At 71.0% G+C, this 21,268-nt stretch carries 19 protein-coding genes; 15 read left to right on the top strand and 4 right to left on the bottom strand.

The genetic code is table 11. The features are described from left to right. The first annotated feature begins 8 nt into the window (after positions 1 to 8). Genes FCH28_RS16040 through FCH28_RS15980 form a run of 13 tightly spaced genes read left to right on the top strand, consistent with a single transcriptional unit; the run spans position 9 to position 14,531 of the window. Positions 9 to 1,532: a right-handed parallel beta-helix repeat-containing protein gene (locus tag FCH28_RS16040; RefSeq protein ID WP_136740523.1), complete on the top strand. Its 1,524-nt coding sequence runs from the start codon at positions 9 to 11 to the stop codon at positions 1,530 to 1,532. 1 nt (position 1,533) lies between these two features. Then, entirely contained in the window at positions 1,534 to 2,838 is a 1,305-nt protein-coding gene (locus FCH28_RS16035) for an O-antigen ligase domain-containing protein (RefSeq protein ID WP_136740732.1), read from the top strand. Positions 2,839 to 2,840: 2 nt separating this feature from the next. Then, complete coding sequence (locus FCH28_RS16030; protein WP_136740522.1) at positions 2,841 to 4,055, top strand: glycosyltransferase; 1,215 nt, start codon at positions 2,841 to 2,843, stop codon at positions 4,053 to 4,055. Next, complete coding sequence (locus tag FCH28_RS16025; RefSeq protein ID WP_136740521.1) at positions 4,056 to 5,348, top strand: class I SAM-dependent methyltransferase; 1,293 nt, start codon at positions 4,056 to 4,058, stop codon at positions 5,346 to 5,348. Continuing rightward, entirely contained in the window at positions 5,345 to 6,139 is a 795-nt protein-coding gene (locus FCH28_RS16020) for a sugar phosphate nucleotidyltransferase (RefSeq protein WP_136740520.1), read from the top strand. The genes FCH28_RS16025 and FCH28_RS16020 overlap by 4 nt, the downstream gene beginning before the upstream one ends. Beyond that, complete coding sequence (locus tag FCH28_RS16015) at positions 6,136 to 6,783, top strand: PIG-L deacetylase family protein (RefSeq protein WP_136740519.1); 648 nt, start codon at positions 6,136 to 6,138, stop codon at positions 6,781 to 6,783. The genes FCH28_RS16020 and FCH28_RS16015 overlap by 4 nt, the downstream gene beginning before the upstream one ends. Positions 6,784 to 6,786: 3 nt before the next feature. Further along, the gene (locus tag FCH28_RS16010; RefSeq protein ID WP_136740518.1) at positions 6,787 to 7,812 is read left to right on the top strand and encodes an NAD-dependent epimerase/dehydratase family protein; all 1,026 of its coding nucleotides are present in this window, start codon (positions 6,787 to 6,789) and stop codon (positions 7,810 to 7,812) included. Continuing rightward, positions 7,800 to 9,083 (top strand): DUF4910 domain-containing protein, encoded by a 1,284-nt coding sequence (locus FCH28_RS16005; RefSeq protein WP_136740517.1) that lies wholly within the window; start codon positions 7,800 to 7,802, stop codon positions 9,081 to 9,083. The genes FCH28_RS16010 and FCH28_RS16005 overlap by 13 nt, the downstream gene beginning before the upstream one ends. Before the next feature lie 5 nt (positions 9,084 to 9,088). After that, positions 9,089 to 10,369 (top strand): MATE family efflux transporter, encoded by a 1,281-nt coding sequence (locus FCH28_RS16000; RefSeq protein WP_425471937.1) that lies wholly within the window; start codon positions 9,089 to 9,091, stop codon positions 10,367 to 10,369. Continuing rightward, the gene (locus FCH28_RS15995) at positions 10,366 to 11,313 is read left to right on the top strand and encodes a glycosyltransferase family 2 protein (RefSeq protein ID WP_136740515.1); all 948 of its coding nucleotides are present in this window, start codon (positions 10,366 to 10,368) and stop codon (positions 11,311 to 11,313) included. Before FCH28_RS16000 ends, FCH28_RS15995 begins: the two co-directional genes overlap by 4 nt. Then, entirely contained in the window at positions 11,310 to 12,605 is a 1,296-nt protein-coding gene (locus FCH28_RS15990; protein ID WP_136740514.1) for a polysaccharide pyruvyl transferase family protein, read from the top strand. Before FCH28_RS15995 ends, FCH28_RS15990 begins: the two co-directional genes overlap by 4 nt. Next, complete coding sequence (rfbC, locus tag FCH28_RS15985) at positions 12,602 to 13,153, top strand: dTDP-4-dehydrorhamnose 3,5-epimerase (RefSeq protein ID WP_136740513.1); 552 nt, start codon at positions 12,602 to 12,604, stop codon at positions 13,151 to 13,153. Before FCH28_RS15990 ends, rfbC begins: the two co-directional genes overlap by 4 nt. 7 nt (positions 13,154 to 13,160) lie before the next feature. Then, the gene (locus FCH28_RS15980; RefSeq protein WP_425471932.1) at positions 13,161 to 14,531 is read left to right on the top strand and encodes a glutamate-1-semialdehyde 2,1-aminomutase; all 1,371 of its coding nucleotides are present in this window, start codon (positions 13,161 to 13,163) and stop codon (positions 14,529 to 14,531) included. A gap of 20 nt (positions 14,532 to 14,551) precedes the next feature. Here the strand turns inward: FCH28_RS15980 and FCH28_RS15975 are convergent, their stop codons facing one another. From FCH28_RS15975 to gad, 3 genes are all read right to left on the bottom strand, one after another. Then, a complete protein-coding gene (locus FCH28_RS15975) occupies positions 14,552 to 15,238 on the bottom strand; it encodes a phosphatase PAP2 family protein (RefSeq protein ID WP_136740512.1) in 687 nt (228 codons plus the stop codon). 370 nt (positions 15,239 to 15,608) lie between these two features. Next, positions 15,609 to 16,448 carry a hypothetical protein gene (locus FCH28_RS15970; RefSeq protein ID WP_136740511.1) on the bottom strand — a complete coding sequence of 280 codons (840 nt, stop codon included), beginning with the start codon at positions 16,446 to 16,448 and terminating at the stop codon, positions 15,609 to 15,611. Positions 16,449 to 16,581: 133 nt separating this feature from the next. Further along, positions 16,582 to 17,973: a glutamate decarboxylase gene (gene gad / locus FCH28_RS15965; RefSeq protein ID WP_425471931.1), complete on the bottom strand. Its 1,392-nt coding sequence runs from the start codon at positions 17,971 to 17,973 to the stop codon at positions 16,582 to 16,584. 264 nt (positions 17,974 to 18,237) lie between these two features. On the opposite strand from gad, the gene FCH28_RS15960 reads away from it, so the two are divergent. Both FCH28_RS15960 and gap read left to right on the top strand, forming a co-directional pair. Then, positions 18,238 to 19,194: a GlxA family transcriptional regulator gene (locus tag FCH28_RS15960; protein ID WP_136740510.1), complete on the top strand. Its 957-nt coding sequence runs from the start codon at positions 18,238 to 18,240 to the stop codon at positions 19,192 to 19,194. Positions 19,195 to 19,331: 137 nt separating this feature from the next. Continuing rightward, positions 19,332 to 20,330 carry a type I glyceraldehyde-3-phosphate dehydrogenase gene (gene gap, locus FCH28_RS15955; RefSeq protein ID WP_136740509.1) on the top strand — a complete coding sequence of 333 codons (999 nt, stop codon included), beginning with the start codon at positions 19,332 to 19,334 and terminating at the stop codon, positions 20,328 to 20,330. 250 nt (positions 20,331 to 20,580) lie between these two features. On the opposite strand, the gene FCH28_RS15950 is transcribed toward gap, so the two are convergent. Continuing rightward, entirely contained in the window at positions 20,581 to 21,144 is a 564-nt protein-coding gene (locus FCH28_RS15950; RefSeq protein WP_136740508.1) for a dihydrofolate reductase family protein, read from the bottom strand. Between the last annotated feature and the right edge of the window lie 124 nt (positions 21,145 to 21,268).

The raw sequence follows: 21,268 nt of genomic DNA, 5'->3' as shown, positions 1-21,268 counted from the left end.
GAGGACGCGTGGGGATCAAGTGGCGGAACTGGGCGTTACCGGTGGCGGCGCCGGCGCTGCTGGCGACCGGCTGTGTGAGCACGCCGGGCGCACCGGCGGAGCCGACCGCCCAGCCATCCACGTCCGTGGCCCGGTCCGTGGCCCGGGTGTGCGCCAAGCCCGCGGCCGGTCCTGCCAAGGCGCCGGCGGGCGCGGTGACGGTCGACCCCGCGAAGGTCGGTGACCTGGCGGCGAAGACCAAGAGCAGCCCGCCGAACACCACGTTCTGGCTTCGACCGGGCAAGCACAGGCTCGAACCGGACCGCTACTCCCAGGTCATCCCCAAGAACGGGAACCGCTACCTCGGCGCGCCGGGCGCGGTGCTCGACGGCCGGAAGACCAACCAGTACGCGTTCGGCGGTACCGCCCGCGACGTCACCATCCGCTACCTGACCGTGCAGGGTTTCGTAGCGCCGCACAACGAGGGCGTGGTCAACCATGACTCGGCCGACGGGTGGGTGATCGAGCACGCGAAGATCCAGCACAACTCCGGCGCCGGGCTGATGGCCGGTGCCCGCCAGCGGGTCCTCGCCAGCTGCCTGCGCGGCAACGGCCAGTACGGCATGAACGCGTACAAGGCCGCCGGTCGTGTCAGCGGCCTGGTGGTCGAGGGCAACGAGATCGTGGCCAACAACACCGACGACTGGGAGCGGCGGCGGCCGGGCTGCGGCTGCACCGCGGGCGTGAAGTTCTGGGCCGTCAACGGCGCCGACGTACGCGGCAACTGGGTGCACGACAACCGCGGAACCGGGCTATGGGCGGACACCAACAACAACGACTTCCGCATCGAGGACAACGTGGTCGAGGCCAACGACGGTGCCGCGCTGATCTATGAGACCAGCTACAACGCGGTCATCCGGAAGAACACGATCCGGCGGAACAACTGGGTCGAGGGCCGCAGGTACGCCGACCGCGGCGACAACTTCCCGTTCGCGACCGTCTACCTGTCCGAGGCCGGCGGCGAACCACGGGTCCGAGCCCGTACGGACAAGATCGAGATCTACCGGAACGTGCTGGAGAACAACTGGTCCGGAATCACGATGTGGGAAAACGCCGACCGGTTCTGCAACAGCCCGGCCAACACCTCGTCCGGTAACTGCACGTTGCTGGTGCGGCGCTCCGACCGCTGCGCGCGGCCGGCGATCGCCACCGCACCGCTCTACACCGACTGCCGGTGGAAGACCCAGCGGGTGGACATCCACGACAACCGCTTCGTGCTGGACAAGTCCGTCGTGGAGTGCACGGTGAAGTGCGACCGCATGGCGGTGCTGGCCAACTACGGCACCTATCCCGACTGGTCTCCGTACCAGGGCGAGCGGGTGGCCGAGGCGATCACCCACAAGCAGCACAACCGCTGGCACGACAACGTCTACCTCGGACCATGGAAATTCGTCGTCCACGACCCGAGCCGGGTGCTCGACTTCGGGCAGTGGCAGGGCACGCCCTACCAGCAGGACGCGGGCAGCACCCTCGACCCACGGGCCGGTGGTTGAGATGGGCGCGGACCTGCGGCGCGGTGGGCTGCCGGGCGGACCGGACACGGCGGGCACACAGCCCGGCGCCGAACCGCGCCCTGCCGGCGCACCGAAGACCGTCGGGATCGTCTGGGGGCTGCTGATCCTCAACACACTCGGCTCCGCCGGGGCGAAGACCATCATCCCGCTGCCCCGCTCCCTCATCCAGATAGCCACCATGGGCGCGCTGGTCGCCGCGTTCGCGCTGGCGCTCGCGCTCAATCTCCGGCTGCGCATCCGAGCCGGCGCCTTCCTGCTCCTGCTCACCCTGCTGCTGGTGCCGAGCGTGATCTCCAGCGTGCACCTGGAGTCCGGGCTCGGCGCGCTGTTCCGCTGTGCCCGGCTGGCTCTCTTCGTCGGCACGCTGTGGCTGCTCAGCCGCTGGTGGAACGGCGGCCTGACGTTCGCCCGGCACCACATCCGGATGTACTTCGCGGTGCTCGGGTCGGTGGCCGCCGGCGCGGTCATCTCACCGGGCGCGGCCCTGCCCGAGCTCTACGGCGGGCGGCTGGTCGGCGCGTTGTGGCCGCTCACCCCGCCGCAGATCGGACAGTACGCCGCGGTGATCATCGGGCTCACCGTGCTGCTCGTACTGGGCCGCCGGACCGACAAGGCGAGCGCGGCGGTGGTCATCGTGCCCTCACTCGCCCTGCTCGCGTTGACCCACACCCGGACGGCCACGCTCGGCCTGCTCCTCGGGCTGGCGTTGGCGATCGGCTCGCTCATCCTGACCAGCGCCGCCGCCCGCCGGTTCTTCCTCTGGGCGGTGCTGTGCGTCGCGGTGGCCGCGGTGGGGTTCGCCTCCGCGCTGCAGGAGTGGTTCCTGCGCGGACAGAGCCAGGAGTACCTGACCAGCCTCACCGGTCGGGCCAAGGTCTGGGACGCCCTGCTGGCGGCGCCCCGGACGACCGAGAAGACGTGGTTCGGCGTGGGCCTGGGCGACAAGTCGTTCGGCGGGCTGCCGATCGACAACAGCTGGCTGGCCGTCTACAACGAGCAGGGTCTGATCGGCGTCACCCTCGTCGCGGCGGTCATCGTCGTGCTGGGCGGTGTCGCGCTGCTGCGGCCACCGTCGCTGCCGAGGGCCTGCGCGATCTTCCTGATCAGCTACTGCGCGATCGCGTCGTACACCGAGGCCGGTCTCGGCGACGCCTCGCCGTATCTGCTGCATCTTGCCCTGGCCGCCTCGCTGTTGGCGGTACCTGCCGCGGCGACCCCGCTGACCACGCCCACAGTCCCTCAACGACGCATACCGCGATGGGCCCGTAGATCGGAGGTGACCTGAGCATGCACGTCCTTGTGGTGCACAACCGCTACGCCTCGGCGCAGCCGAGCGGGGAGAACAAGGTCGTCGACCAGGAGGTGGGGCTGCTGCGCGCGGCCGGCCACCGGGTCGAGGTGTTCGAGCGGCGCAGCGACGACATCGCCGCCCGGTCCCTGCTGGGCAAGGCCGCGGTGCCGCTGCTGGTGCCCTGGAACCCGGCGGTCCGCACGGAACTCGCCGCCCGGCTACGCACCTTGCGCCCTGACGTGGTCCACGTCCACAACGTCTTCCCGCTCCTGTCGCCCGCGGTGCTGGCCGCCTGCGCCGACGCCGGCGTGCCCGCCGTCGCCACGCTGCACAACTACACCCAGGTCTGCCCGCCCGGCACGCTGCAACGGGACGGCCGACCGTGCACCGAGTGCGTCGGCTCCGCACCACTGCCCGCCGTCCGGCACGGCTGCTACCGCAGCTCCCGGCTGGCGACGGTGCCGCTCGCGGTCAGCCTGTCGGTCAACCGGCGGCGGTGGTGGTCCGGCGTGGAGCGGTTCTTCTGCATCTCCGCGGCGCAGCGCGACGTCCTGGTGCGGGCCGGTATGCCATCCGAGCGGCTGGCGGTGAAGCACAACTTCGTGCCGGAGCCGGGCATTTGCCGAGAGGGCGCCGGTGAGCATCTGCTCTATCTCGGCCGGCTCGCGGAGGCCAAGGGCGTGCGGCTGCTCATGGCCGCGTGGGACGAGCTCGCGGCGAGCGGCGGGGTGGGTGTGCCGCTCGTGATCGCGGGGGCGGGGCCGCTGGAGCACGAGGTGATTGCCTGGGCGGCGGGCCGGGACGACGTGCGCTACGTCGGCCTGTACGACGCGGCGGAATGCCGTCAGGCCGTCGCGCGATCGGTCGCCGTGCTGGCTCCCTCGACATGGCTGGAGGCGTTCGGCCTGGTGGTCGTCGAGGCGATGGCGGCCGGGGTCCCGACCGTCGCCGCCGGCCACGGCGCCTTCGTCGAACTCGTCGAGGACGGAGTGACCGGGCTGCTGCACCGGCCGGGCGAGGCCGCCTCGCTCGCGTCCTGCATACGCCGGATCGCGGCCGAGCCGGGCCGCAACCGGGAGATGGGCCAGGCGGCCCGGCGCCGATACGAGCAGGGGTTCAGCCCGGCCGTCGGGCTGGAGCGCCTGGTGGAGGGGTACCGCACCGCGATCGCGGTGCGGACGGAAGTGAACGGAACTATTGGGGGGCAGTAAATGACACGATGCCGACTCTGCGGCTCGGAAGCGATGGCGAGCGTCGTCGATCTCGGGGCGACGCCACCATGCGAGAGCTTTCTCGCCGCCGACCAACTCGATCAACCGGAGCCCGCGTACCCGCTGCACCTGCGGGTCTGCACCGACTGCTGGCTCGCGCAGATCCCTCCGCTGATCACGCCGGAGGAGACGTTCACGCAGTACGCGTACTTCTCCTCCTACTCGACCTCCTGGGTGGAGCACGCCCGCACGTTCGTCGCCGACGCCGCGGCCCGTCTTGCCCTCGGCTCCGACGCCTTCGTGGTCGAAGTCGCCAGCAACGACGGGTACTTGCTGAAGCACATGGTGGACCGGGGGATCCGCTGCCTCGGCATCGAGCCGTCGGTGAACGTCGGCGCCGCGGCGCGGGACGCGGGTGTGCCCACGCTCACCGAGTTCCTGTCCCCGGACATCGGCTCGGCCGTCCGCGCCGAACACGGCCCGGCGGATCTGGTCGTGGCCAACAACGTGTACGCGCACATCCCCGACGTCGTCGGGTTCACCCGGGGGCTGCGCTCCCTGGTCGCCGACGACGGCTGGGTCTCCATCGAGGTGCAGCATCTGCTGACCCTGATCGAGGAGAACCAGTACGACACGATCTACCACGAGCACTTCCAGTACTACACGGTCGCGTCCGCGATCCGGGCACTGGCGAGCGGCGGACTCGCGCTCGTGGACGTCGAGTTGCTGCCCACACACGGCGGCTCCATCCGGCTGTGGGCCCGGCCGACCGAGGTGGCGGGGGAGCAGTCCAATGGGGTATCCCCTGCTCGAGCGGAGCCGAGAGCTTGGGGAAAGGTCGCCGACGTGCTGGCCCGGGAGAAGGCCGCCGGACTCCAGGAACTCTCCGGATACACCGAGTTCTCCGCCCGGGTCGCCAAGGTCCGCCGCGACCTCCTCCGCTTCCTCATCGAGGCGGCCGAGCGCGGCGAGACGGTCGTCGGCTACGGCGCCCCTGGCAAGGGCAACACCCTGCTCAACCACTGCGGCATCCGGCCCGACCTGCTCCCGTACACGGTCGACCGCAACCCCTACAAACACGGCAGGTTCACCCCCGGCACCCGCATCCCGATCCTGCCGCCCGAGCAGATCGCCGCCGACAAGCCGGACTACGTCCTCGTCCTCCCGTGGAACCTGCGGGCCGAGCTGACCGAGCAGCTGTCGTTCGTCCACGACTGGGGTGGCCGTCTCGTCTTCCCCATCCCGGAACTGAGCATTGTCGAGGTCACGTCTTTGAAAGAGGGCACAGCATGAAGGTCGTTCTGTTCTGCGGCGGCTACGGGATGCGGATGCGCAACGGCGCCTCCGACGACGTGCCCAAGCCGATGGCGATGGTCGGCCCGCGCCCGCTGATCTGGCATGTCATGCGCTACTACGCGCACTTCGGGCACACGGAGTTCATCCTGTGCCTCGGGTACGGGGCCCACCACATCAAGAACTTCTTCCTCAACTACGAGGAGACGACGTCCAACGACTTCGTGCTGCGGGGCGGGCGGACCGAGCTGCTGTCCACCGACATCTCGGACTGGACGATCACCTTCGCGCAGACCGGCGTCGAGTCACCGATCGGGGAGCGGCTGCGCCGGGTGCGGCACCACCTGGACGGCGACGAGATGTTCCTCGCCAACTACGCCGACGTGCTCACCGACGCCCCACTGCCGGAGATGATCGACCGGTTCGCCCGGCGCGACGCCGGTGCGTCGATGATGGTGGTGCCGCCGCAGTCCTCGTTCCACTGTGTGGACCTGGGCGAGGACGGCCTGGTGGGAGGCATCACCGCGGTGAGCGAACTGCCGCTGTGGGAGAACGGCGGCTACTTCGTGCTCCGCCAGGAGGTCTTCGACCACATCCCGGAGAACGGGGACCTGGTCGCCGACGGATGCGCCCAACTGGCCAAGCAGGGAAGGCTGGTGGCGCATCAGCACCGCGGCTTCTGGAAGCCGACCGACACCGTGAAGGAGCGGGCCGCGCTCGACGCCGCCTACGCCAGGGGAGACCGCCCTTGGGCCGTGTGGGAGCGGGACAGCGCCGGGGTGAGCGCGTGATCCGGCTCGGAGCAGGTCACCTGGACCGGATCGTCGCGGTGGGCGCGCACTGCGACGACATCGCCATCGGCGCCGGCGGCACGCTGCTGACGCTGTGCAGCGCGCGGCCGGGCATCCGCGTGGACGCGCTGGTGCTCTCCGGCGGCGGCACCGACCGGGAGCAGGAGGAGCGGGCCGCGCTCGCCGCCTTCTGCCCGGGCGCCGACCTGCGGCTGACCGTGCTCAAGCTGCCGGACGGCCGGATGCCCGTGCACTGGGACGAGGCCAAGGCCGCGGTCGAGGAGCTGCGCGCGCAGACCGAGCCGGACCTGATCCTTGCCCCGCGCACCGATGACGCGCACCAGGACCACCGCGGCCTGGCGCGGCTGATACCCACCGCGTTCCGCGACCACCTGGTCCTCGGCTACGAGATCGTCAAGTGGGACGGCGACCTCGGCCGTCCGTCGGCCTACCAGCCGCTGTCGCCGGAGACCGCCGAACAGAAGGTGCGGCTGCTGCAGGAGCACTACCCCTCGCAACGGCACCGCCCCTGGTACGACCGCGAGGCCTTCCTCGGCCTCGCACGAATCCGCGGCATCGAATGCCACGCGCGCTACGCCGAGGCGTTCGCCGTCACCAAACTCACGCTCAACCTGGGGGACTGAACTTTGCGCGTACTGCTGACCGGACACCAGGGATACCTGGGCACCGTGATGGCCCCGTTCCTCGCGGCCGCCGGACACGAAGTCGTCGGCCTTGACGCCGGCCTGTTCGCCGACTGCGTGCTGGGCACGCCGCCCGCGGACCCGTCGGGGCACCGCGTGGACCTGCGCGACGTCACGGCCGACCACGTGGCCGGAGTGGACGCCGTGATCCACTTGGCCGCGCTCTCCAACGACCCGCTGGGATCGCTGGCGCCGGAACTCACCTACGACATCAACCACCACGCGTCCGTACGCCTTGCCCGCCTTGCCCGCGACGCCGGAGTGCGGCGCTTCCTGTACGCGTCGACCTGCTCGGTCTACGGCGCCGCAGGCGGCGACGACCTGGTGACCGAGGACGCCCCGCTGCGCCCGGTGACGCCGTACGCGGAGTCCAAGGTGCGGGTGGAGGACGACCTGCACACGCTCGCCGACGACGACTTCACCCCGGTGTTCATGCGCAACGCCACCGCCTTCGGCTACTCGCCCCGGCTGCGCGCCGACATCGTGCTGAACAACCTGGTGGGCCACGCGCTGCTGTCCGGCGAGGTGCTGGTGCTCTCCGACGGCACCCCCTGGCGCCCGCTGGTGCACGCCGCCGACATCGCACGCGCCTTCGCGGCCGCGCTGACCGCGCCGCGGGAAGCGGTGCACGACCGGGCGTTCAACATCGGCAGCGAGATCAACAACGTCACGGTCGCGGAGATCGCCGAGCAGGTCGCCGAGGCGGTGGACGGCTCGAAGGTGGTGATCACCGGCGAGACCGGCGCCGATCCGCGGTCGTACCGGGTGGACTTCTCCCGGTTCCGCGCCGCGGTGCCCGGCTTCGACTGCGAGTGGACGGTGCAGCGGGGCGCACTCGAACTCGCCGAGGCCTACCGGAAGTTCGGGCTGACCCGGGAGGACTTCGAGCGACGCTTCACCCGCCTTGCCGTGCTGCGCGCGGCGTCCGAGGCCGGTGCCGTCGACGACACCCTGCGGTGGCGCCGATGACCGAGGCCGGAGAGGAGATGCACGCGCTGGTGGAGCGGCTGTACCCGCTCTGCCGGAGCATCACGGGGGACGGTGTGCGCGCCACCCTGGAGATCGTCGGCGAGTATGTCCCGCTACAGGTGCACGAGGTGCCGACCGGGACGCAGGTGCTCGACTGGACGGTGCCGCAGGAGTGGAACATCCGGGACGCGTACGTCGCCGACAGCGCCGGCAACCGGGTCGTCGACTTCGCCGCGTCCAGCCTGCACGTGCTCGGCTACAGCGTGCCGGTGTCGGCGACCATGCCGCTGTCCGAGCTGCGCGGACACCTGCACACCCTGCCCGACCACCCGACCTGGGTGCCGTACCGCACCAGCTACTACAAGCCGGAATGGGGATTCTGCCTGGCCCAGGAGACCTTGGACGCGCTACCGGACGGCGACTACGAGGTGCGCATCGACTCCACGCTCGCGGACGGCCACCTCACCTACGCCGAGCATGTGATCCCCGGTCAGGTCCCGGACGAGGTGATCGTCTCCTGCCACGTCTGCCACCCGTCGCTGGCCAACGACAACCTGGCCGGCATCGCGGTGGCGACGTTCCTGGCCCGTGCACTGGCGGAGCAGACGCCGTACTACACCTACCGGTTCATCTTCGCGCCCGGCACCATCGGCGCGATCACCTGGCTGGCCCGCAACGCGGAACGGATTGATCGGGTCAAGCACGGCCTGGTGCTGGCCTGTGCCGGCGACTCGGGCCGACTCACGTACAAGCAGAGCAGGCGCGGCGACGCGGAGATCGACCGGGTGCTGCGGTACGTACTGTCCACCTCCGAACGCCCGCACCACATCACCGAGTTCACCCCGTACGGCTACGACGAGCGGCAGTTCTGCTCGCCCGGGTTCGACCTCGGCGTGGGCTCGCTCAGCCGGACCCCGTACGCCGGCTACCCCGAGTACCACACCTCGGCGGACAACCCGGACTTCGTCTCCCCGGAGGCGATGGCGGACACGCTCGCCGTCTGCCGCGAGGCGTTCGCCGTCCTCGACCGCAACCGGCGGTACGTCAACCTCAGCTCCTACGGCGAACCACAGCTGGGCCGGCGCGGGTTGTACGACTCGCTCGGCGGTCGCAGCGACGCGAAACAGGCCCAGATGGCCATGCTCTGGGTGCTCAGCCTCTCCGACGGCGAGCACGGTCTGCTGGATGTCGCCGAGCGGTCCGGGCTGCCGTTCGACACCGTCGCCGCCGCGGCCGGCGCCCTGCACGGCGCCGGGCTGATCAAGGCATGACGCCGATGACCACCGAGGGGGAGAAGCGGAGCGCCAAGCGGGCCCTGGCCGGCCGGCTGTCCTGGGGGCTGGCCGACCAGGCGGCCTCCAGCATCTCCAACTTCGCGGTGGGGATCTACGTGGCGCGCTCGCTGGGGGTGACCGCGTTCGGCGTGTTCAGCCTGGCGTGGCTGACCTACGGCGTGGCGCTCAACGTCGCCCGCGGCCTGGCCACCGACCCGCTCGTGGTCCGCTTCAGCGGCGTGCCGGACGCGTCCTGGCGCTCGGCGACGGCCCGGTCGTCGGGTGCCGCGCTCGGCGTCGGTACCGCCCTGGGTGCGGTGTGTCTGCTGGTCGGACTCGGCCTCGGCGGCCGCGTGGGGTCCGCGTTCGGCTGCCTCGGTGTCGTGCTGCCGGCGCTGCTGCTTCAGGACGCCTGGCGGTTCGCGTTCTTCGCGGCCGGCACCGGGCGGAAGGCGTTCGCCAACGACCTGGTGTGGGGCGTCGCGCTCGTCCCGGCCATGGTGGTGGCGGCCCGCGTGGGCACCGTGGCCGCTTTCGTGCTGGCCTGGGGCGCGTCCGCCGCGGTGGCCGCGGTGTACGGCTGCTTCCAGTCCGGGATCCGGCCCCGGACGACCCGGGCGCGCGAGTGGCTTCGCGAGCACCGCGACCTCGGCTACCGGTACCTGGTCGAGAACGTCAGCCTCAGCGGCGCGAGCCAGCTGCGCGCGTACGGGCTCGGTGCGATCGTCGGGGTCGGCGCGGTGGGCGCGGTCCGGGGCGCGGAACTCCTGCTCGGCCCGTTCCTGGCTCTGCTGATGGGGCTGTCGCTGGTCACCGTCGCGGAGGCGGCACGGGTGCTGCGCCGGGCACCGGACCGCCTCGGCAAGTTCTGCCTCCTGCTGGGCGGCGGGCAGGCCGTCGCCGCGCTGCTGTGGGGCGCGGCGCTGCTGCTGGTGCCGGACCGGTTCGGTGAGCTCGTACTCGGTGGCGTCTGGCACTCCGCCTCGGCGCTCATCGTGCCGGCCACGCTCGGCGTCGCGGGCGCCGGCCTCGGCACCGGCGCGGCGGCCGGGCTGCGCGCACTCGGCGCGGCCCGGCGCAGCCTGCGCAGCCAGCTGTTCGGCTCCGCCTGTTACGTCATCGGCGGCCTCGGCGGTGCGGCCGTGGCCGGCACGGCCGGCTCGGCCTGGGGCGTCGCCGCCGCGACCGTCAGCGGCTCGGCCGTGTGGTGGCTGCACCTGCGGATCGCCCTGCGCGAGCACCAGCACCAGCACCATCCCATCCCCGAAGTGAGGACGTCATGACCGCCCAACCCCGGCTGAGCATCGGCCTGCCCGTGTACAACGGCGAGGAGTACCTCGCCGAGTCGCTCGACGCCCTGCTCGGCCAGACCTACGAGGACTTCGAGCTGGTCATCACCGACAACGCCTCGACCGACGGGACCCAGGACATCTGCCGCAAGTACGCCGCGCAGGACTCACGCATCCGCTACCTCCGGCTGCCCCGGAACATCGGCGCCGCGCCGAACCACAACTACGTGTTCACCCAGTGCCGTGGCGAGCTGTTCAAGTGGGCCTCGCACGACGACCTGTACGCCCGGGACCTGCTGCGGCGCTGCGTGGAGGCGCTGGACGAACGCCCAGACGTCATCCTCGCGCACAGCGGCCAGGCGGTCATCGACGGCGACGGCCAGGTGAAGGTCCCGTACGCATACGGGCTCGCCACCGACTCGCCGCACGCGCCCGAGCGCTTCCGCAGTCTGCTGCTCGAACCCGGCGGCGACGACTTCTACGGGGTGATGCGGGCCGACATGCTCCGCCGGGTGAAGCCGCACGACAGCTACCACCACGCGGACCGCACCTTCGTCGCCGAGATCACCCTGCACGGGCCCTTCCACCAGGTGCCGGAGCTGCTGTACTTCCGCCGCGACCACCCCACCCGCGCCGAGCGGGCGAACCCCTCCAAGCGCTCCCGGTGCGTCAACCTGGACCCGCGCCGGGCAGGCCCGCTGCACCCGACACCCCGGCTGCTCGCCGAGTACGTCTGGGGCTTCGTTTCGGCGATCCGGCGGGCGCCGTTGTCCCCGGACGACCGGCGCGCCTGCCACCGCCACCTGGCCTCCTGGATGACCAGCCGGGTCCGACCGGGCGCCGGCGAGCGGGTCGAGGACCGCGCCCCGGTCGACCCTGCCCGGCTCACCATCTCCGTCGAGGCCCTCGTCGCCGGACGCGAAAAGAGGCAGGCGTGACATCCACGGCCCAACCCCCAGTCCACGTCGGGGTGTTCGGCCTGCTCGGCTCCGGCAACCTCGGCAACGACGGATCGCTCGAAGCCGTGCTCGGGTACCTCAGCGCCGAGCACCCGGAGGCGGTGGTGGACGCGCTGTGCGGCGGACCCGAGGTCGTCGCGGCCCGGTACGGGATCCCCGCGACGCGGCTGCACTGGTACCGCGGGGAGTACCGGACCGCGTCGCGGGCGGGCGGGATCGCGGCGAAGGGTCTGGGCAAACTCGTCGACGCCGTCCGCACCGCCGCCTGGGTGCGCCGGCACGATGTGGTGATCGTGCCGGGCATGGGAGTCCTGGAGGCCACACTGCCGCTGCGCCCGTGGGGCTTCCCGTACGCGCTGTTCCTGCTCTGCGCGAGCGGCCGGCTGTTCGGCACCCGGATCGCGTTGGCCGGCGTCGGCGCGGACGCGATCGGCAACCGGCCGACCCGGGCCCTGGTGCGCTGGTCGGCGCGGCTGGCCACATACCGCTCGTACCGGGACGCCCTGTCCCGCGACGCGATGCGGGCGATGGGCGTGGACACGGCGCGCGACGGGGTCTACCCGGACCTCGCGTTCGCCCTGCCGACGCCGCAGGAATGGGGTATCCCCTGCTCGGAGCTTGTCGGAGAGCTTGGGGAAGCGCCCTCGGACTCGCCCGGCACGGTCTGCGTCGGCGTCATGGCCTTCCACGGCGGCAACGACGACCGCGCCCGAGCCGAGGAGATCCACCGGCGCTACCTCGACGGGACGACTCGCTTCGTCCGTGCGCTGGTCGAGGACGGCAGGCCGGTCCGGCTGCTCACCGGCGACGAGTGCGACCGGTCCGTGGTCGCCGCGATCCTCGACACGGTGGACTCGCCGCTGGTCACCGCTGCCGAGACGGCCTCGCTGGCCGACCTGATGAAGGAGATGGCGGCCGCCGACACCGTGGTGGCGACCCGGTACCACAACCTGATCTGCGCGCTGAAGGTCGGCACTCCGACACTCGCACTCAGCTATGCGGCGAAGAGCGACGCGCTCATGGACCGGATGGGCCTTGCCGCGTACTGCCACCCGGCGCGCGAGGTCGACGCCGACCGGCTACTGGAGCAATTCCGGGCGCTGGAGCAGCGATCGGCGGAGCTCCGGCGGACCCTCACCGAGCGGAACCAGGCAGCCGCCCGGCAACTCGAGGACCACTTCACCGCCTTGACCACCGCCCTCTTCCCGGCGGGCGACCGCAACCGCACCCGCACCCAGACCGACGTCCACGCCCGCCAGGAGGCTCCATGAAAGCGACCGAAGTCCCGGCGATCGCCGGCGCGTACCTCTTCGAGCCGACCCCCTATGCCGACGAACGCGGCTTCTTCTGCCGCACCTTCGACGCCGACGTGGTCCGCTCGGTGGGCCTCGACCCGGACGCCTTCATCCAGGACAGCGTGTCCCGCTCGGTCCGGGGCGTGCTGCGCGGCCTGCACCTGCGCTCCGGCGCCGGCGAGGCCAAGCTCGTGCGGTGCTCGTACGGCGAGATCTTCGACGTCGTCGTGGACCTGCGTCCCGGCTCACCGACCTACCGCAACCAGGCCCACTTCGAACTTTCCGGCGAGACACAGACGACCCTCTACATCCCGGCGGGTTGCGCGCACGGCTTCCAGGCGTTGACCGAGACCGCCGACACCTCGTACCGGATCGACCGTCCGCACGATCCGGCCGAGGACGTGACGATCGCCTTCGACGACCCGGAGCTCGCCGTTCCCTGGCCGCTTCCGCCCACATCGATGTCCGAGCGGGACCGGAAGGCGCCGAGCCTCGCCGAGGTCCTGAAGCAGAAAGAGAGCTGAAGCCACCGTGGACACCGAAGAGACCGTGGGCACCGCAGAGACCGAAGAGACCGAAGAGACCGAGGAGTTCCTCCTGCCCCGCTCACACGCGGCGAACGAGCGGCTGCACGCCCTGATCCCCGGCGGCGCGCACACCTACGCCAAGGGCGACGACCAGTACCCCGAGCACCTCGCCCCCGTCATCAGCCACGGCCACGGTGCCCACGTGTGGGACATCGACGGCAACCGCTACATCGAATACGGCTCCGGACTGCGGTCGGCCAGCCTCGGCCACGCCCACCCCCGCGTGAACGAGGCCGTACGCCGCGAACTCGACCGCGGCAGCAACTTCGTCCGGCCGTCCATCCTGGAGGTCGAGGCGGCGGAACGCTTCCTGGCCACCGTGCCCACCGCCGAGATGGTGAAGTTCGCGAAGAACGGCTCCGACGCCACCACCGCCGCGGTACGCCTCGCCCGCGCCGCCACCGGACGCCCCCGGGTGGCCATCTGCGCCGACCACCCCTTCTTCTCCACCGACGACTGGTTCATCGGCACCACACCGATGTCCGCCGGCATTCCAGCTGCGACCACCGACCTCACCCTGACATTCCCCTACGGGGATCTGGCCGCCACGGAGCAGCTGCTCAACCGCCACCAGAACGAGGTCGCCTGCCTGATCCTCGAACCCGCCACCCACACCGAGCCGCCGCCCGGCTACCTCGCCGGCCTGCGCGAGCTGGCCGACCGGCACGGCTGCGTACTCATCTTCGACGAGATGATCACCGGTTTCCGCTGGTCCGAGGCGGGCGCCCAGGGCCTGTACGGCGTCGTCCCCGACCTCTCCACGTTCGGCAAGGCGCTGGGCAACGGGTTCGCCGTCTCCGCGCTGGCCGGGCGCCGCGACCTGATGGAGCGGGGCGGGCTGCGCCACTCCCGCGACCGGGTGTTCCTGCTCTCCACCACGCACGGTGCGGAGACGCACTCCCTGGCAGCCGCGATGGCCGTGCAAACCACCTACGTCGAGGAGGGCATCACCGCTCAACTGCACGCCCTCGGCGCACGGTTGGCCGTCGGTGTCCGCGAGGCCGCGGCCAGCATGGACGTCGGCGACCACGTAGTCGTCCGGGGCCGGGCCAGCAACCTCGTTTACGCCACTCTCGACGAGAACCGGCAGCCGTCGCAGCAGTACCGCACCCTGTTCCTGCGCCAACTCCTCGCGGGCGGGGTGCTGGCCCCGTCGTTCGTGGTGAGCAGCGCGCTCGACGACGCCGACATCGACCGCACCGTCGACGTGGTGGCCCAGGCATGTGCGGTGTACCGGAAGGCTCTTGACGCCGCCGACCCCACCCCCTGGCTGGCCGGACGACCGGTAAAGCCCGTATTCCGCCGCCTGGCGTGACGTGACGACCTGACGTTGCGTCAGTGACGCTGCCACCGACCGGCTTCGACCACCCCATCGCCCAGCCGGTCGGCCATCCCATCCACCAGCCACGCGGTCGCCGGTATCACCGCCAGCGCGGTGCACCAGCCGCCGAGGACGTCGGTCGGGTAGTGCGCGCCCAGAGCGACCTGCGCCCATCCCATGGCGGCCCCGGCAACCAGCGCCACGGCGAACACGACCAACGTGCCGGCCGTCCTGCCGAGGCCGAGCCGGCCGGCCGCGAGCAGCGCCACCACGAGGGCGAGCGCGGTGAAGAAGGCGGTGTGCCCACTCGGATAGGACAGGTTGCCGTCGCCGTGGATGGTGCGTCCCACCAGGTGCTTGAGCAGCGTCGCCGTCCCCACGGCCATGCCCGCGCCGGCCACGACGAGCACCGCTGCGCGAGGACGCCGAAGCAGCAGGCAGCCCGTCACGGTGGCCGCGACCAGCGTTGTCGCTCCCACGGGCTCCCCCAAGAAGTCCATGGCCAGAGCGACGTACCGCCATGGCGGCCGCACACTGTCCGCCGTCGGCTGGACGATCCACCTGTCCACCCTGCCGGGCTCGCCGTGCCCGGCATACAGAACCCCGAGCACGACGACCACCAGCCCGGCGAGAGCCGCGACCAGCCCGAGCCACGCACGCAGCGAGGGGGACAGCGCCGCGGGCGCCGGCCGGCCGGTCACACGCCCACCGCGCCGCGACGCCCTGCATGGCGGCGGCCGAGCAAGATGACAAACACGTCAAGCGCGAACTGGGCTGGGCCCACTGCCAGTTCCGCTAAGGCCAGGCGATCCAACACGAGCCCCCCGTCGTCTCCGACCCACCCTGTCGTGTCCGTTTTCCACCCTAACCAACAATCCGTTCGCGGCGGTCACGCGCGGGATGTGCGGGACGTACGAGGTGTGCGCGGTCTCGGGTCTCACCTCCACGGCTCGGAACTCGTCCGCGAACAGCTCGCGGCACAGCGGCAGACCGGTGATCGACTCAGCAGGCCAGCCGCCATGAGTAGCTGCATGAGTAGCGGCATGACGCAGAGGGATGAGTGTGGCTCCTCTACGGGCGTTCGAAGATCTGGAGGACGCCGCCGACGGAGAAGCACAGGGCGCCGGTGAGGGTGCCCCAGTTGGCGATGTCGATGTTGACCGGGCTGCCGGTGGCCGGTCGGGTGTACGCGGCGAGCGCCGAGACCATGAACAGGACGGACCCGAGCTGGTTCACCGCCACGATCCACCATCCAAGGCTGCGTGGGAGCAGGCGGGGCCGGCCGTGGCAGACCTCGACCAGGGCGAGATGCCCGGAGGCCAGGAACAGTACGCAGCCCACCACGTCGGGCACCCAGATCAGCCGGTTGATCTGCTGGACGGTCAGCCCCTGGAGGAAGGAATCCAGCAGGTTGACACCGAACACCAGGGTGCCGGCGAACAGGAGGAAGACACTCAGCCAGTCCACCCGCGTCGGCTCGTAGCTCCACCACCGCCAGCGGTGGGTGACCATCGTCGTGTCGCCGATCACGTGGCGGGGCGCGTTGATCACTTGCAGGAGCGAGGTGTAGCCGCCGGTGTTGAAGAACAGCCCGCCGGCGAAGTAGATCGAGGCGCTCTCGGTGGCGTCGCCGGAGCCGAACAGAGCGACGCCGGCGCCGGCCGCGAACAGGGCCCCGCCGATGACGAAGGCGGTCGCGGCAACGGCGTTGAGCCTGCGCAGGCGACCGACCGAGACCTCGTCGGCACGGGCGTGCCGACCGCCCTCCGCGCTCGGTGTGCGGACTGCGAGCACTCCGCGCCGCCGTGCGAGCCGCGACTCCCAGACCACCTCGCCGCCACCGGGCAGGCGCCAGGTGACCCGGGTGGTGAACGGTCCCGCGCCCTGGGCGCGCTGCTCCGGCTGACCCACGGCCCGAGCCTAGATCGACGAACAGGCCGCCTCCCGGGCGAAACGCCGATCCGGTCCCGCGCCCAGAGGCGGTCGGGCTCTGCCGGACCGAGTGACGGCGGGCCCGCCAGCCCTCAGTGGCCCTCAGTGGCTCTCAGTGGTGGAAGCCGACGCGCTCCGCGTCGTGCGGGTGGCCTTCATCGAGGCGCTTGATCGCCCTGCGCATGTCGTCGGCGAGGAGTTCGATCTGGTCGCGGTCGACGCCGTGCCGGACCAGGACGCGCTGCACGACCGTCTCCTGCCGGTTCGCCGGCAGCGGGTAGGAGGGCACCTGCCAGCCGCGCATCCGCAGCAGGTCGGACAGGTCGTAGAGGCTCCAGCTCGTCGACGCCGGGTCGGTCAGCGTGTACGAGACGGCCGGCAGCGCGCCTGCGCCGTCGTAGAGGAGCGTGAAGGGGCCCATCTCGGCGACCTGCCGGGCCAGGTGCTGCGCGGTGTCGGCGCAGGCCTGGTAGACCCGCCGGTACCCCTCGCGGCCGAGGCGCAGGAACGTGAAGTACTGGCTGATGACCTGGCCGCCGGGGCGGGAGAAGTTCAGCGCCAGGGTCGGCATGTCGCCGCCCAGGTAGTCGACGTGGAAGACCAGGTCCTCCGGCAGGGCGGACTTGTCGCGCCACAGCGCCCAGCCCACGCCGAGCGGCGCCATGCCGTACTTGTGGCCGGAGGCGTTGATGGAGGCGACTCGGGGCAGCCGGAAGTCCCAGACCAGATCGGGGTGGAGGAACGGCGCGATGAATCCGCCGGAGGCCGCGTCGATGTGCAGCGGTACGTCGAGGCCCGTCTCCGCCTGCAGACGGTCGAGCTCGGCCGCGATCTCCGCGACCGGCTCGTAGGTACAGGTGTAGGTGACGCCGAGGATCGCGACGACGCCGATGGTGTTCTCGTCGACGTACTCGCGCAGCTGGTGCGGCTGCAGACCGGTCGCCCCGGGCTCCACCGGGATTTGTCGCAGCTCCACGTCGAAGTACCGGGCGAGCTTCTCCCAGCACACCTGCACCGGCCCGCACACCAGGTTCGGACGGTCGGTGGACAGGCCGGCGGAGCGCCGCCGGTCGCGCCAGCGCCACTTGAGGGCGAGGCCGCAGAGCATCGCGGCCTCGCTGGAGCCGGTGGCCGAGCAGCCCACCGCATTGGCGGCGTCGCCCGCGCCGGCCGGCGCGTTCCAGAGGTCGGCGAGGATGTTGACGCAGCGCGACTCGATCTCCGCGGTCTGCGGGTACTCGTCCTTGTCGACGATGTTCTTGTCCAGGCAGAGGTCCATCAGACGGCGGACCTCGTCGTCCGTCCAGGTGGTGCAGAAGGTGGCCAGATTCTGCGCGGCATTGCCGTCCAGGAGCAGCTCGTTGCGCAGCAGCTGGAAGACCACGGACGGCGGTGCGGGGGACTCCGGCATCGACCGCTTGGGCAGGGCCCGCTCACTCAAAGGGGAGGCGAAGATGTCGACGGCCGGATCGACCGCCGGCTCCTGAGCGTTGTGCAGCGCCACCAGTCACCTCACATATCGGAACCGCAGACCCGAATCAGACACTACGGTCCGGCCAAGGGCTCGGCCTGAGCACGTACGCCATCTCGGGCACGAGCCGGCGGCCCTCGACCTCGGATGCCGGACACAGGGCTATGCGGCTTCGGTGCCCTGCTTGAGCTCGGCATTCTCCCGGGGGACCTGGCGCAGAGAGAGCCGGTGTCGGCCCAGGCGTCCTGCTCCACCACCACCCGTTGCCGAAAGTCACGCCCCACGTAACCTCTTCCTGTGCCAGCCTCCCGCCTGCATCGCGTTGCCGTCCTTGTGCTCGAGGGTGCGAAGCCGCTCGATGTCGGAATTCCCGCGCAGGTTTTCACGACCCGCGCGAGCATGCCGTACGAGGTGCGGGTGTGCGGCGCGAAACCCGGTCTGGTGACTGGCGGCGACGGCCTCGCGTACTACGTTGCCCACGGCCTCGACGCGCTTGCGTGGGCCGACATCGTCTTCGTCCCCGGCTACCGGTTCCCGGACCGCGACGACCCGCCGCAGGCCGTCGTCGACGCACTGATCGCCGCCCACAACCGGGGCGCGCGGCTCGCCGCCATCTCGACGGGCGCCTTCGCGCTCGCCGCCACGGGCCTGCTCGACGGCAGGCGCGCCACGACGCACTGGCACTACGCGCGGGCACTCATGGCCAGGCATCCGCTCGTCCAGGTCGACGAGAACGTGCTGTTCGTCGACGAGGGCAGCGTGCTGACCTCGGCCGGCGCCGCCTCCGGCATCGACCTGTGCCTGCACATCCTGCGCGGCGACCTCGGAGTGGCCGCGTCCAACCACGCGGCCCGGCGTCTGGTCGCCGCCCCCTACCGCAGCGGCGGCCAGGCCCAGTACGTACCGCGCAGCGTCCCCGAGCCACTCGGCGAGCGGTTCGCCGCCACCCGCGAGTGGGCGCTGCACCGGCTCGGCGAGCCCCTCACCCTCGACACACTGGCGCAGCAGGCCGAGGTCTCGCCGCGCACGTTCTCCCGGCGCTTCGTCGAGGAGACCGGCTACACGCCGATGCAGTGGGTGATGCGCGCCCGCATCGATCTGGCCCGCGAACTGCTCGAACGCTCGCAGCGCAGCGTCGAGCAGATCGCCGCCGACGTCGGTCTCGGCACCGGCGCGAACCTGCGCCTGCACTTCCAGCGCATCCTCGGCACCACACCCAGCGAGTACCGGCGCACCTTCACCCGAGGTGAATAACCCCGCCACCTGGCCCCGGTTGCCGGGATGCCTTTCCACCGACGGTTGGCGGGATCCTTTTGAACCATGGCGATCACGCCACTGTCAGCGGCGCGAGCCGCACGCGACCCTGGTGGCGAAGGGAAGGGACATCACTCATGACTCGCATCGCCATCAACGGATTCGGCCGCATCGGACGCAATGTGCTGCGCGCACTGCTGGAGCGCGAGAGCCCCCTCGAAATCGTCGCCGTGAACGACCTCACCGAGCCCGCCACGCTCGCCCGGCTGCTCGCGTACGACAGCACGGCCGGCCGGCTCGGACGCCCGGTGACCGTGGACGAGAACACCCTCGTCGTCGACGGCCGTCGCATCACGGTGCTTGCCAAGCGTGAACCGGCCGACCTGCCGTGGGCCGACCTCGACGTCGACATCGTCCTGGAAGCCACCGGCCGCTTCACCGCGGCCAAGGCCGCGCGCGCCCACGTCGACGCGGGCGCTCTGAAGGTGCTCGTCAGCGCACCGTCGGACGGCGCCGACGTCACCCTCGCGTACGGGGTCAACACCGACGCCTACGACCCGGCCGAGCACATGATCGTCTCGAACGCCTCCTGCACCACCAACGCGCTCGCGCCACTGGCCAAGGTGCTGGACGAACTCGCAGGCATCGAGCACGGGTTCATGACGACGGTGCACGCCTACACGCAGGAGCAGAACCTGCAGGACGGTCCGCACCGCGACGCCCGTCGCGCCCGGGCCGCCGGCGTCAACATCGTGCCGACCACGACCGGCGCCGCCAAGGCGATCGGCCTGGTGCTGCCGAACCTCGACGGCAAGCTGTCGGGCGACTCGATCCGCGTACCGGTGCCGGTGGGCTCGATCGTCGAACTCAACACGACCGTCGCCCGCGACGTGACGCGCGACGACGTGCTGGCGGCGTACCGCGCCGCAGCGGAGGGGCCGCTCGCCGGCATCCTCGAGTACTCGGACGACCCGCTCGTGTCGTCCGACATCGTGGGCAATCCCGCCTCGTCGATCTTCGACTCGGCTCTCACCCGCGTCGACGGCCGCCACGTCAAGGTGGTCGCGTGGTACGACAACGAGTGGGGCTTCTCGAATCGCGTGATCGACACCCTCGAGTTCCTCGCCACCCGCTGACCGGACGCGGGGTGGTGCCCCGCCTCCGGTGACCGCGCCGGGCGGCACTTCCTTCGGGCGCTCTGGTTGACCACTCGGGCCAACCAGAGCGCCCGGCCACCGAAGCGGGGCCGCCCGTCCTCGCTCGAACCTGTCGGCTAAACGGCAGGGCGCGGCCAACAATTGCACGTTGCCGCCGAATGCTTTGCAATTTCGCTGAGGGAACGTCACTGGCCGGCCCGTTCTTCCCAGGGCTCGGCGGACGAGCCGGCTAACGCTCCACGCGGTAGCGGAGGTAGACGACTCCCGAGCTGAAGGTGCGGGTCTCGACGAATGCGAGATCCACCCGGCGCTCGCGGTGGGGAAAGAACGGAATGCCACCGCCGACCAGCACCGGGTAGACCATGGCCCGGTACTCGTCGATCAGACCCGACGCGGCCGCGTCGGCGGCGAGCGTCGCGCCGCCGATCGCGATGTCGCCTTCCCCCGGCTCGGCCCGCAACCGCTCGATCTCCTCCGCCAGGCCGCCGGAGGCCAGGCGGGCATTGCCCTGCACCGCCGACAGCGTGGTGGAGAACACCACCTTTGGCAGCGGGTTCCAGAGCGCGGCCCACTCGAGCATGGAGTCGTCGAGCGATGGATCCTGGTCGGCGGTCTCCCAGTACAGCATCGTCTCGTAGAGCCGTCGTCCCAACAGGTGGACGCCGACCTCTCGAATCTCGTCGATCCAGAAGCGAAAGACCTCCTCGTCGGGCGCCGTCCAGTTGAAGTCGCCGTCCGGCCCGACGATGTAGCCGTCAAGTGAGACGCCCATCGAATAGGTCACGCTGCGCATCAGAAGTCCTCCTCGGTAACGGCTCGACAGTACGACCGCCGGACGCCGCAGGCTCAGCGCGGCTCGCGGGATCCCCTGGGCCGAGTCACCTCACGGGATCATTTCGTTGAGAGAGCCGGATGAG

Origin of the sequence: Streptomyces piniterrae, from assembly GCF_005048155.1 — a bacterium.
GTDB lineage: Bacteria > Actinomycetota > Actinomycetes > Streptomycetales > Streptomycetaceae > Streptomyces > Streptomyces piniterrae.
This window is presented reverse-complemented; position numbering and strand designations above follow the sequence as displayed.

Bases quoted from the DNA above. Each gene is read 5' to 3' on its own strand.
- FCH28_RS16035 (WP_136740732.1), top strand. From the start codon at position 1,534: ATGGGCGCGGACCTGCGGCGCGGTGGGCTGCCGGGCGGACCGGACACG.
- FCH28_RS16030 (WP_136740522.1), top strand. From the start codon at position 2,841: ATGCACGTCCTTGTGGTGCACAACCGCTACGCCTCGGCGCAGCCGAGC.
- FCH28_RS16025 (WP_136740521.1), top strand. From the start codon at position 4,056: ATGACACGATGCCGACTCTGCGGCTCGGAAGCGATGGCGAGCGTCGTC.
- FCH28_RS16020 (WP_136740520.1), top strand. From the start codon at position 5,345: ATGAAGGTCGTTCTGTTCTGCGGCGGCTACGGGATGCGGATGCGCAAC.
- FCH28_RS16000 (WP_425471937.1), top strand. From the start codon at position 9,089: ATGACCACCGAGGGGGAGAAGCGGAGCGCCAAGCGGGCCCTGGCCGGC.
- FCH28_RS15995 (WP_136740515.1), top strand. From the start codon at position 10,366: ATGACCGCCCAACCCCGGCTGAGCATCGGCCTGCCCGTGTACAACGGC.
- rfbC (WP_136740513.1), top strand. From the start codon at position 12,602: ATGAAAGCGACCGAAGTCCCGGCGATCGCCGGCGCGTACCTCTTCGAG.
- gap (WP_136740509.1), top strand. From the start codon at position 19,332: ATGACTCGCATCGCCATCAACGGATTCGGCCGCATCGGACGCAATGTG.
- FCH28_RS15950 (WP_136740508.1), bottom strand. From the start codon at position 21,144: ATGCGCAGCGTGACCTATTCGATGGGCGTCTCACTTGACGGCTACATC.